Source organism: Xylanimonas oleitrophica (assembly GCF_003244315.1).
Taxonomy (GTDB): domain Bacteria; phylum Actinomycetota; class Actinomycetes; order Actinomycetales; family Cellulomonadaceae; genus Xylanimonas_A; species Xylanimonas_A oleitrophica.
On record NZ_QKWH01000002.1, the window covers coordinates 398,967 to 410,455 of the forward strand.

The 11,489-nt window shown below is 76.2% G+C and carries 10 protein-coding genes; 4 read left to right on the forward strand and 6 right to left on the reverse strand.

What is annotated here, in order from left to right:
• The first annotated feature begins 62 nt into the window (after positions 1–62).
• From ahcY to DNL40_RS05665, 3 genes are all read left to right on the forward strand, one after another.
• Complete coding sequence (gene ahcY / locus DNL40_RS05655; protein ID WP_179950952.1) at positions 63–1,598, forward strand: adenosylhomocysteinase; 1,536 nt, start codon at positions 63–65, stop codon at positions 1,596–1,598.
• A gap of 85 nt (positions 1,599–1,683) precedes the next feature.
• Positions 1,684–3,015 (forward strand): sensor histidine kinase, encoded by a 1,332-nt coding sequence (locus DNL40_RS05660; protein ID WP_111250233.1) that lies wholly within the window; start codon positions 1,684–1,686, stop codon positions 3,013–3,015.
• Between the two features lie 59 nt (positions 3,016–3,074).
• Complete coding sequence (locus tag DNL40_RS05665; RefSeq protein ID WP_111250295.1) at positions 3,075–3,734, forward strand: response regulator; 660 nt, start codon at positions 3,075–3,077, stop codon at positions 3,732–3,734.
• A gap of 24 nt (positions 3,735–3,758) precedes the next feature.
• Here the strand turns inward: DNL40_RS05665 and DNL40_RS05670 are convergent, their stop codons facing one another.
• Positions 3,759–4,577, reverse strand: a complete 819-nt coding sequence (locus tag DNL40_RS05670) for an RDD family protein (protein ID WP_111250296.1) — start codon at positions 4,575–4,577, stop codon at positions 3,759–3,761.
• A gap of 106 nt (positions 4,578–4,683) precedes the next feature.
• Here DNL40_RS05670 and DNL40_RS05675 point away from each other — a divergent pair, with 106 nt between their 5' ends.
• The gene (locus DNL40_RS05675; RefSeq protein WP_111250234.1) at positions 4,684–5,673 is read left to right on the forward strand and encodes a stage II sporulation protein M; all 990 of its coding nucleotides are present in this window, start codon (positions 4,684–4,686) and stop codon (positions 5,671–5,673) included.
• A gap of 60 nt (positions 5,674–5,733) precedes the next feature.
• Here the strand turns inward: DNL40_RS05675 and DNL40_RS05680 are convergent, their stop codons facing one another.
• The 5 genes from DNL40_RS05680 to DNL40_RS05700 all read right to left on the reverse strand — a co-directional run.
• A complete protein-coding gene (locus DNL40_RS05680; protein ID WP_111250235.1) occupies positions 5,734–7,104 on the reverse strand; it encodes a DUF58 domain-containing protein in 1,371 nt (456 codons plus the stop codon).
• Position 7,105: 1 nt separating this feature from the next.
• Entirely contained in the window at positions 7,106–8,125 is a 1,020-nt protein-coding gene (locus DNL40_RS05685) for an AAA family ATPase (RefSeq protein WP_111250297.1), read from the reverse strand.
• A gap of 143 nt (positions 8,126–8,268) precedes the next feature.
• Complete coding sequence (locus DNL40_RS05690; RefSeq protein ID WP_245885688.1) at positions 8,269–9,561, reverse strand: DUF4350 domain-containing protein; 1,293 nt, start codon at positions 9,559–9,561, stop codon at positions 8,269–8,271.
• Positions 9,558–10,304 carry a DUF4129 domain-containing protein gene (locus tag DNL40_RS05695; protein ID WP_245885690.1) on the reverse strand — a complete coding sequence of 249 codons (747 nt, stop codon included), beginning with the start codon at positions 10,302–10,304 and terminating at the stop codon, positions 9,558–9,560. The genes DNL40_RS05690 and DNL40_RS05695 overlap by 4 nt, the downstream gene beginning before the upstream one ends.
• Positions 10,305–10,307: 3 nt before the next feature.
• Positions 10,308–11,489, reverse strand: a 1,182-nt coding sequence (locus DNL40_RS05700; RefSeq protein WP_146252026.1) for a DUF7847 domain-containing protein, incomplete at its 5' end; no start/stop codon positions are given.

Sequence of the window (11,489 nt, forward strand, 5' to 3'; positions counted from 1 at the left end):
GGCGGGAGCCCCCGGCGCTCAGCAGGCCGCAGACCGTTCCCGGCGGACGACGGAGGATCGACGTGACCACCACCGCGCAGGCCCCCACGGCCCCCGGCTTCGACGAGCAGCCGGGGAGGTACAAGATCCGCTCCCTCGCGCTCGCCGAGGCCGGCCGGCACCAGATCCGGCTCGCCGAGCACGAGATGCCCGGCCTCATGGCGCTGCGGGACGAGTACCGGGAGACCCGGCCGCTCGCCGGCGCCCGGATCGCCGGCTCGCTCCACATGACGGTCCAGACCGCAGTGCTCATCGAGACCCTCGTGACCCTGGGCGCCGACGTCCGCTGGGCCAGCTGCAACATCTTCTCCACGCAGGACGAGGCCGCCGCAGCCGTCGTCGTCGGCCCGCACGGCAGCCCCGGCGACCCCCAGGGCGTCCCCGTGTTCGCCTGGAAGGGCGAGACCCTCGAGGAGTACTGGGCCTGCACCGAGCAGGTCCTCGTCTGGCCCGGGGACGACGGGCGCACCGGGCCGAACATGATCCTCGACGACGGCGGCGACGCCACCATGCTCGTCCACCTCGGCCTCCAGTACGAGCGCGCCGGCGTCGTGCCGCCCGACACCCTCCCGGGCGAGCCGGACCACACCGAGGAGATGAACGTCGTCCGGCGGCTCCTGCGGCGCGCCCTGGACGCCGACCCCCTGCGGTGGACGGAGATCGCCGCCGGCATCCTCGGCGTCACCGAGGAGACGACCACGGGCGTGCACCGGCTCTACCAGCTCGCCGAGGCCGGCGAGCTGCTCTTCCCCGCCATCAACGTCAACGACTCGGTCACCAAGTCGAAGTTCGACAACAGGTACGGCATCCGCCACTCCCTGCCCGACGGCATCAACCGGGCCACCGACGTCCTCGTCGGGGGCAAGCTGGCGTTCGTCGCCGGGTACGGCGACGTCGGCAAGGGCGCCGCCGAGGCGTTCCGCGGCCAGGGCGCCCGCGTCGTCGTCTCCGAGGTGGACCCCATCTGCGCGCTCCAGGCCGCCATGGACGGCTATCAGGTGGCCCGCATCGAGGACGTCCTCGACCAGGCCGACTTCTTCATCACCACCACCGGCGACAAGGACGTGATCCGGGCCGAGCACATGGCCGCGATGAAGGACAAGGCGGTGGTGGGCAACATCGGCCACTTCGACAACGAGATCGACATGGCCGGCCTCGCCCGGGTGCCGGGCGTGCGGCGCACCGAGATCAAGCCGCAGGTCCACGAGTGGACCTTCCCCGCCGACGGCGACCGCCCGGAGCGGTCGGTCATCGTGCTCTCGGAGGGACGCCTCCTCAACCTCGGCAACGCCACCGGGCACCCCTCGTTCGTGATGTCCACGTCGTTCTCCAACCAGACCATCGCGCAGGTCGAGCTGTTCACCGACGCGCGGCGGCCGCCGGACGAGCGGCGCTACGGCCGCCAGGTGTACCGCCTGCCCAAGGTGCTCGACGAGAAGGTGGCCCGTGCGCACCTCGGCGCCCTCGGCGCCCGGCTCACGGAGCTCTCGCCGGAGCAGGCGCGGTACATCGGGGTGCCGGTCGAGGGCCCGTACAAGCCGGAGCACTACCGGTACTGAGCCGCCCGCGCACGGGGGACGTCCCCCGTGCACCACGGCGGCGCGCACCGTCGCAGACGGCCCGCCGGCCCCCGAGGCTGGGAGCATGACGTCCGTGACCGCCGAGCCCGTCCCGTTCCTCTCCGCCCTCGTCGCCCGCCGCACGTGGCAGGCGTACGGGTACCTGTGGCTCTCCCTCCTGCTCGCCCCCCTGGCGCTCGCCTACGTGGTGGCCGTGCCGTCGCTCGCCGCCGGGGTGGCGGTCACCGTGGTGGGCCTGTGGCTCCCCGCGGCGATGGTGCTCGGCGCACGCGGCTGGGCCGCCGCGTACCGGTCGGCAGCCCGCTCGCTGCTCGGCGTCGAGGCCGCCGACCCGCCCGCCTTCGCCCGCCCCCGCGGCTTCTGGTCCGCCCTCGGCGCCGCGCTGGGCGACCCGGCCGGGTGGCGGGCGCTGCTGTTCATGCTCGCCACGTTCCCGCTGTCGATCCTGGGGTTCGTCGTCAGCACGACGTGGCTCGCCACCGCCGCCGGCTCCATGACGCACTGGTTCTGGTCGCGCTGGCTGCCCCTGGAGCAGGCCGCCGACGGCACCTGGCACCGCGGCGCGCAGCTCGGACCCGGCCAGTACGTCGACACCCCCGCCCGGCAGGCGCTGCTGGCGCTGGCGGGCCTGCTCCTGCTGCTCGCCTGGCCGTGGGTCAACCGCCTGTGCACGTCGCTGCAGGCCGCGCTCACCCGGACGCTGCTCGGGCCGACGGCGGGAGCCCTCCGCGTGGCGAGCCTGCGCGCCTCGCGGGCCGCCACCGTCGAGGACGCCGACGCCCGCCTGCGCCGCATCGAGCGCGACCTGCACGACGGCACGCAGGCCCGCCTGGTCGCCGTCGCCATGCAGCTCGGAGAGGCACGCGAACAGCTCGCCGCCGGCGCGGACCCCGCCCTGGCGGCCGAGCTCGTCGAGGTGGCGCACGAGTCCACCAAGGACGCGCTCGGCGAGCTGCGCGAGATCGCCCGCGGCATCCACCCGCCCGCCCTCGACGCCGGCCTCGCCGTGGCGCTGGAGACCCTCGCCGCCCGCGCCCCGCTGCCCGTCACCGTCGAGGTCGGCGCGGACGTCGAGGCCGCCGCGCCGCTCGCCCCCGCCGTGCAGTCGATCGCCTACTACTGCGCGGCCGAGCTGCTCACCAACGTGGCCAAGCACGCCGGCGCCTCCCGCGCACGGGTCGAGGTGACGCGCGAGGCGGGCGCCGTGCGCCTGCGGGTGCACGACGACGGGCACGGCGGCGCCGCCGTCGCACCGGTCGACGGCACCGGGCGCCGCACGGGCCTGGCCGGCCTCGGCGAACGGGTCGCGGCCGTGGACGGCGTGCTCGACGTCCGCAGCCCGGCGGGCGGCCCTACGGTGGTCACCGTGACGCTGCCGACCACCACCAGGCCGTGACCGCCGGCCCGCCTCCGACGCCCGAGGTGCCCACCCGGCCGGACGAGCCCCCGCGCACCCTGCGCGTCGTCCTGGCCGAGGACTCCGTCATCCTCCGTGACGGCCTGGTGGCGCTCCTGGCCCGGCGCGGGCACTCCGTCGTCGCGGTCGGGGACGGGGAGGCCCTGGTGCGCGAGGTCGACCGGCAGGCCGGCGACGGCACCGCCCCGGACGTCGTCGTCGCGGACATCCGGATGCCTCCGTCCTTCACGGACGAGGGGCTGCACGCCGCCCTCGCCCTCAGGGAGCGGCACCCCGGTCTCCCCGTGCTGCTGTTCTCCCAGCACGTCGAGACGCGGTACGCCTCGCGCCTCCTGGGCGGTGGCGCCCGCGGCGTGGGCTACCTGCTCAAGGACCGGGTGGCCGACGTGGCCGACTTCGTCGACGCGCTCGTCCGGGTGGCCGACGGGCAGACCGTCCTCGACCCCGAGGTCGTCACCCAGCTCATGGGTGCCACCAGCGGGCACGACACCGGCCTCGCCCGGCTCACGCCGCGCGAGCGCGAGGTGCTCGGCCTCATGGCGCAAGGACGCTCCAACGGGGCCATCGCCCAGAGCCTCTACCTGTCCTACGGCGCGGTCGAGAAGAACGTCGCCTCGATCTTCGCCAAGCTCGGCCTCGAGCCCGACGCCGCCGACCACCGCCGCGTGCTGGCCGTGCTGCGCCACCTCGGCGCCTGAGCACGACGGCCCGCACCGGGCAGCTCAGGCGGGCGGGTCCGGGATCGCGTACGGCAGCCGGTGCAGCGCCGCCGCCTGCTCGGCAGCCCGGCCCCGCTCGTGGAGGCCGCGAGCGAGCTCACGGTCGCGCCGCTCGTGCAGGACGGCGTGCAGGAACGACTCCGCGCTGGTGCCCGGCGGGGGCGCCGGCGCCACGTACGGCTCGACGCGACCGGCGATCTCGTCGGCCAGCGCCGCGCGCGACGACGGCGCCAGGCGCGGCGCACGGTCCAGGAGCTGGCGGGCGGCCAGTGCCAGCCCGTCGGGCAGCCGCCGGATGTCCGCCGTCGCGGCCCACGCGGCCAGCTCCGGGGGCATCGACAGGGGCACCGACCAGCCGCGCCCGCCCCGCACCCGGATCACGTACGTGCCCGCCACCATGTCGCCCAGTCGCTTGCCCCTGGCGTTGGCGAGCGAGGCGATGAGACCGACACCCCCCATCGTCACCCACAGCTCCAGGACCCCGAGCAGCGCGCGGATCAGCGCGTGCCGCACGCGCACCGGGCCGCCGTCGTCACGCACCACCCGCACCCCGGTCACCAGCTTGCCCAGCGAACGGCCCCGCGACAGCGTCTCCACGGTCACGGGCGCAGCCACCAGCACGAGAACCACCAGCGCGATCCCGCCCGCGCGCAGCCACTGCTCGTTCAGGTCCTCCACGGCCAGCCCGACCAGCATGAGCAGGCCGATCGTGCCGAGCACCGTGACCAGGGCGTCGAGGAGGGCGCCGAGCGCGCGCGTCACGAACGACGCCGGGCGGGCGTCGAGCACCACTCCCTCGCCGATGAGGATGCCGTCGTGCACCGTGCCTCCGGGTGGGGTCGTCAGGGCCGTCGTGGTCGTCAGGGCTGTCGTGGCCGTCATGGTCGTCGTGCCGGTGGGGAGAGCCCCGTGTGGCAGGGTATCGGGCGTGGACCTCGACGCCTTCACCAGCGTGCACAGCGCCGCCTGGGACCGCCTGGCCGTGCTGACCCGTCGCCGCCGGCTCGACGGTGCCGAGGCCGACGAGCTCGTGCGCCTCTACCAGGAGGTCGCCACCCACCTGTCCACGGTGCGCTCCGCGGCACCGGACCCGGTGCTCGTCACCCGGCTCTCGGACCTGCTGACACGCGCCCGCTCCCGCATCTCCGGAGCCCACGAGCCCGCCTGGGCCGACGTCGTGCGGTACGCAGCCGTGACCGTCCCCGCTGCCCTGTACCGGGTCCGCTGGTGGACCCTCGGCGTCGTCCTCGCCTGCCTCGTCGTCGGGGTCGTGGTCGGCTGGCGGGTCGCCACCGTGCCCGAGGCGCTCGCGGCCATGGGCACCCCCGCCGCTCGCGAGCAGTACGTGAACGAGGCGTTCGCCTCCTACTACGACCCCCAGGCGTCGTTCGCGGCGATGGTGTGGACCAACAACGCGTGGATCTCGGCGCTGCTCGTGGCCTTCGGCGTCACGGGCGTGGCGCCGGTGTACATCCTGTGGCAGAACGCGGTGTCGATCGGCGCGACCGGCGGGATGATGGCCGCGTACGGCGAGCTCGACACGTTCCTGCAGCTGATCGCGCCGCACGGCCAGCTCGAGCTGACGGCGGTGTTCGTCGCGGGGGCGGCCGGGCTCAAGACGTTCTGGGCGATGGTGGACCCGGGCCCGCGCAAGCGTTCGGCCGCCCTCGCCCAGGAGGGCCGTGCGCTGGTCACGTGCGCCGTCGGTCTCGCGGGAGCGCTGGCGCTCTCGGGTCTGGTCGAGGGGTTCGTCACCGGTTCGGACCTGCCGTGGTGGCTCAAGATCGTCATCGGCAGCGTGGCCCTGGCGCTCTTCTGGGCGTACGTGCTGGTGCTCGGCCGCCGTGGCGTCGAGGCGGGGGAGACGGGCGACCTCGACGTGGACCGCGCGGGAGCCGTGCAGCCGACCGCCGGCTGACCGTCGCCGGCCGCTCCCGCCCTGGTCAGCGCTGCTCAGCCCTGACCTGCCCGGCCGACGCTACAGCCGGCCGGCGGCCTTGAGCGCCAGATAGGTGTCGGCCAGCGCGGGGGCGAGCTGCTCGGGCAGCGCCTCCACCACCTCGGCGCCGTACCGGCGCAGCACCCCGGCGACGGCGGTGCGCTCGAGGTCGCCCCGGGCGGCGGCCGCGGCGTCGTACACCGTCGAGGCGTCACGGCCGGCGCGCAGCTGGGCGACCTCGGCGTCGGCCACCCCGGCCACCACCACCTGGTGCGTGCCGGCGAGCTGGTCCACCACGGTCAGCAGACCCGTCTCCACCGCCGACGGGTCCAGCGCCGTCAGGAGCACCACGAGCGCGCGCTGCGGCACGTGGGAGCGCACCTGCCCCACGAGGCCCGGCCAGTCCGTCTCGACGAGCCGTGGCTCCACGCCGGCCAGGGAGTCGGCCAGCTCCGGCAGGAGCCGGGGACCCGACGCCCCGGCGACCCGGGCGTGCAGGGTCCGGTCGAACGCGACGACCTGGACCCGGTCCCCGGCGCGGTCCGCGAGGGCCGCCAGGAGCAGCGCGGCCTCGATCGAGGCGTCCAGGCGCGGGGACCCTGTCCCGCCCGGGCCGTCGCCCACGCGCGTCGCGGCCGTGCGTCCCGTGTCCAGGACCACGAGGACGCGGCGGTCGCGCTCCGGGCGCCACGTGCGCACCACGACGTCGCCCCGCCGGGCCGTGGCCCGCCAGTCGATGGACCGCACGTCGTCGCCCACCACGTACTCGCGCAGCGAGTCGAACTCCGTGCCCTCGCCGCGCACCTGCACCGCCGAGCGGCCGTCCATCTCGCGCAGGCGGGCCAGCCGGCTGGGCAGGTGCCGCCGCGAGGCGAACTCGGGCAGCACCCGCAGCCGGCCCGGCACGGGCAGGGACACCTGACGGGCAGCGAGACCGAGCGGGCCGAACGACCGCACCGTCACCGGCCCGGCCGTGCGGTCGCCCCGCCGCGTGGGGTGCAGAGGCGTCACCAGGCGCACGCCGTCCCCGGCGCGCACGTCCACGCGGTGGCGGGCCGAGCGCACCGTGGTGGCGGCGCGTGCGGCGACGAGGGCGCCGCCCGAGCGCAGGGGGGCGTCGTCGTCGGCCGCCACGGACGGCGGCCAGGCGTCGCGGACCACCGCCCGCAGGCGGCGGCCCGCACCGTTGACGATCGTCAGCTCGCTGCGCGTGCGGTCACCGAGACGCACCGACGCCGGCACGCGCCGTGTGAGCGCCAGGCGGCGGGGCGAGGCGGCCAGAGCGACGTCGACCCCGCAGGCGAGCACCACCACGCCGGCCCACACCACGACCGTGCCCGGCACGGGCGCCAGCAGCACGGGCACGAGCCCCACCAGCGCGAGCACGACCGCCCGCCACGTCAGCGCCATCTCAGCGCGGGACCGGGACCGTCGCGAGCACCGACGACAGCACGCTCTCGGCGGTGACGCCCTCGAGCTCCGCCTCGGGGCGCAGCTGGACGCGGTGGCGCAGCGTCGGGTGAGCCAGGGCCTTGACGTCGTCCGGCGTCACGTACATGCGCCCGCTGAGCCACGCCCACGCCCGCGACGTGGCCAGCAGCGCCGTGGCGCCACGGGGGGAGACGCCGAGGGACAGCGACGGCGACTGCCGCGTGGCGCGGCACACGTCGACGGCGTAGGCGAGCACCTCCGGGGCCACCTGGACGCGCCGCACCTCGGCGCGCGCGGCAGCGAGCTCGGCCGGGCCGGCCACCGGGCGCACGCCGGCCGCGGCCAGGTCGCGCGGGTCGAAGCCGGAGGCGTGCCGGGCCAGCACCTCGATCTCCTGCTCGCGCTCGGGCACCGGGAGCACCACCTTGAGCAGGAACCGGTCGAGCTGGGCCTCGGGCAGCGGGTAGGTGCCCTCGTACTCGACGGGGTTCTGGGTGGCGATGACCACGAACGGGTCCGGCAGCGGGCGCGGCACGCCGTCCACGGAGACCTGCCGCTCCTCCATGGACTCCAGCAGCGACGCCTGGGTCTTCGGAGGGGTGCGGTTGATCTCGTCGGCCAGCAGCAGGTTGGTGAAGACGGGGCCCTCGCGGAACGAGAACTCGGCCGTGCGGGCGTCGTAGACCAGGGAGCCGGTGACGTCACCGGGCATGAGGTCGGGCGTGAACTGGACACGCTTGGTGCCCAGGTCGAGCGCGGCGGCGAGCGAGCGCACCAGCAGCGTCTTGGCGACGCCGGGCACGCCCTCCAGCAGCACGTGACCTGACGACAGCAGGGCGATGAGAAGGCTCGTGACCGCGCCGTCCTGCCCGACGACGGCCTTGCCGACCTCGGTGCGCACGCCCGCCAGGGCGGTGCGCAGCTCGAGCGAGGGACGCTCCGGCTGGGCGGTGCCCGCGGGGCCCGGCTGCGAGGCCGGCTCCGGCTCGGGTGCCAGCACCGGGGCCGTGGTCTCGGGTGCGGCGTTCTCGGGGGTGGCGGCCGGCCGGGCCGACTGGGCCGGCTGCGCCGTCGCGGGCTCCGGCGCCGCACCGGCCGGCGGCGCGGGCGTCTGCCCGGGCTGCGGCTCCTCCTGGGGGTTCGTCACGATCGGTGAACCTCGCTCTCCAGCTCGTCGAGCCGACGTGCCAGCGCTGCGAGCGCGGCGTCGTCGGCGGGTGGGGGTCCGTACAGCAGGTCGGCGACCGTGGTGGGGTCGCTCCCGGTGGCACGCACGACGGCGTCCACGAGGGTGGTCGGGTCGGCGGACCGCGGCACCCCGAGGCGCCCCGCGGCCCGGTCCGCGGTGGCTGCGCGCAGGGCCGCGGCGGCGTGGCCGTGCGCCCGGGCGCGCCGGTACAGGCGGCCGCGGCCGCGGGTCGCCTCGGCAGCGGGCACGACGACCGGCAGGTCCTCGGCCACCAGCGGGCCCAGCCGCCGCGCGCGCCACACGGCGGCGACGACGACGCACAGCAGCGCCCAGAGCCCGACGGCGCCCGTCCACGGCGGCAGCACGCCGTCGCCGGAGGCGTCCACGTCGTCCCCGGTGGACGCGTCGTACGGGTCCTGGACCAGCCACACGAGGCGGTCGTCGTCGCCGGCGAGCCACAGCGCCAGCGCCGCGGTGCCGTCGTCGAGCATCCGGTCGTTGCGGATGACGCCCGGGTCCCAGAGAGCCGTCACGGTGCGGCCGCCGTCGTCCAGGTGGACGAGCCCGTGGCTCTCGCCCCGGGTGTAGCAGGCGGTCGCCCCAGAGCCCTCGAGCAGGAGCCCGGCGGACATCTCCACCGGCCCGGCCGCCTGCGCGGCGGGCAGCTCGCAGCCAGGGGCCAGCACGGTGCGGCTGCCGCTGGACCAGCCGACGTCGGCCGCCCCGCCGCTCGCCGCGCGCAGGAGCGTGCCGCCCGGCCGCAGGAGCAGCAGGTCGGCCTCGACGGCGGCGAGGGACAGCGCCTGGTCGTCGGTCATGAGCGGAGCCGGGGCCACCAGCAGCGTGGTGCCGGGCACGGCGGCCCGGACGGCCTCGGCCACCGTGGTGACGTGCTCGACGGTGACGCCCTGGCGCTCGAGCACCTGCGCGAGGGCGCGGGAGCCCTCGGGCGTGGTCGAGTCGGGGGCGTAGGGGACGGACGACGTGGGCGGTCGGGACACCGCGAGAGCTCCGACGACGAGCGCGACGGCGGCGAGCACCAGCACGGTCCAGCGCGCCCGGCGCCAGCGCCGGGCTGCCCGCGAGCGCGCGGTCGTGCCGTCGCCGACGACGGTGGGAGCGCCGTCGGGAGCGATCGTGGTGGCGCTCCGGGTCATGGCCTCGGGTGCGGAGCCAGGTGTGGCGCCGGGTGTGGCGCCGGGTGTGGTGCCGGGTGGGTTGGCGCCCGTCGGCGCGGGGGCGCTCACCGCTGCGGTCCTGTCGTCGTGCTGGTGCTCGCTCCCGTGGTGCTGGTGGTGGGGCTGGTGTCGCTCCCGGGACCGACGGCGGGTGCGGTCTCCAGCGGCTCGTCGGCCGCCCGTGCGGCCAGCTCCCGCAGCCACGCGTCGTCCTCGGGGCCGGCGGGCAGCTCGCCGTACACGACGTCGTCGAACAGGGTGGCGCCGCGGTGGAGGTCCGTCGCCAGGCGGGGCAGCCGGGCGCCGGCGGCGCCGGCCGCCTCCTGGGCGGTGCGGCCGGGTCGCTCGTCCAGCACGGTGCGCTCCTCGAGGCTGCGGACGACGGCGCGGAAGCGCTCGGCGACGGCGACCGACCAGTCCCCGCGTGCGGCGGCGTCGTCCGCGGCCGCACGCAGCTGGGCTGCGGTGCGCTCGTCGTCCGCGGCCGTCAGCGGGGTGGCGCGCCGGCGGCGGCGCGACAGGCGCACGGGACCGGCCACCCACCAGGCCAGGGCTACGACCGCGGCGGTGACGGCCACGATGACCAGCACCACCTGCCACGACGGGCCGGCGAACGCCGGCACGGCGCCGTCGAACAGGCTGAGGAACCACCCCAGGAGGCGCTCGAGGAGCGACGGCGACGTGTCGTACTCGGGGCGTGAGAGCTCCTCGACCATCCAGCGGCGCGCGGTCTCCCGGTCGGGCTGCACGGGCGCGTCCGCCAGGACGGCACCGGCCGCGCCCAGCAGACGGGCGGTGCTCGCGAGGAGCAACCCTCAGCCCTGCCGCTCGGCCGGTCGCTCCGCGGCGGCGGCGGCGAGCTGGACGTCCAGCCCCTCGCGGCGCATGCGCACGTCGATGTAGAGCAGCGCGACCACGCCCGCCAGGAAGATCAGCATGACCAGGGTCTGGATCACCGTGGCGAGCGTGGTGACGGCCACGAGAGCGGTCGGGCCGGCCTGCGTCATCAGCGCCCCGAGCACGAAGCTCAGGGGCGAGGTCACGATGCTGGCGACGATCGACACGATGACGTAGGACAGCAGGTAGATGCCGAACAGGCGCCAGAACGAGCCGCGGGTCAGCACCCAGGCACGCCGCACCGTGGCCCACAGGCCCTGGCCCTCGAGCGCGAGGGCCGGCGGCACCAGGCCCAGCCGGACGCTGAGCCACAGGGCGACCACCGCCAGTCCGAGCGCCCCGAGCACGGCCACGGCGACGGCCAGACCGGCCGACGCCTGCGCGGCGGCCCAGGTCAGGGCCACGACGGCGAGGACGACCGCGAGCAGGACGAGCGGGAGCAGCAGCGCCTGCAGCAGCGAGAAGAGGACGAGGAGCCACACGCGCGAGCGCACCCGGTCCCAGACCTGGGACACCGACGCCTTGTCCCCGATGACCGACCGGGACACCGACACCGTCAGGATGCCGTTGACCACGGGCGTGGCCAGCAGGGACGTCAGGGCGATGCCACCCGTCGTGGCCATGAGCTGCGTCATCTCGTCGCCGAACAGGCCGGTCATGGCCAGGTCGACGGCGTCGGGGTCGCCCGCCGGGTCGAGCGTGGCGTCGAACCAGCCGGCGAAGGCCGGCACGAAGAGCTGGCCCACGAGCACACCCACCACCGTGGCCACGAGGATCACGAGGGTGGCCACGCCGAGCATCACGGCGGGGTTGTGACGGATGGCGCCGAACGCGCCGTCGTAGATCTCGCCCAGCGTCAGGGGGCGCAGCGGCACGATCCCCGGCCGGTCGGCGGGAGCGCGGTAGGGGCCCGAGCCGTAGGGCGACCCGTACGGGGTGGCCGGCTGCTGGGGGGCTCCAGGGGCACCGGGAGCACCAGGAGCACCAGGACCGGTCGGTGTCGCGCCGTACTGGCCGTACCGGGGCACGTCACCCCAGCCCGACGGCGGGGCCGTCGGGCTGGGGTGACGTGCCCCGGTACGGCCAGTACGGCGCGACAC

Excerpts from the sequence above, each read along its gene's own strand:
- DNL40_RS05680 (WP_111250235.1), bottom strand. The coding sequence starts at position 7,104 with ATGGCGCTGACGTGGCGGGCGGTCGTGCTCGCGCTGGTGGGGCTCGTG.
- DNL40_RS05660 (WP_111250233.1), top strand. The coding sequence starts at position 1,684 with ATGACGTCCGTGACCGCCGAGCCCGTCCCGTTCCTCTCCGCCCTCGTC.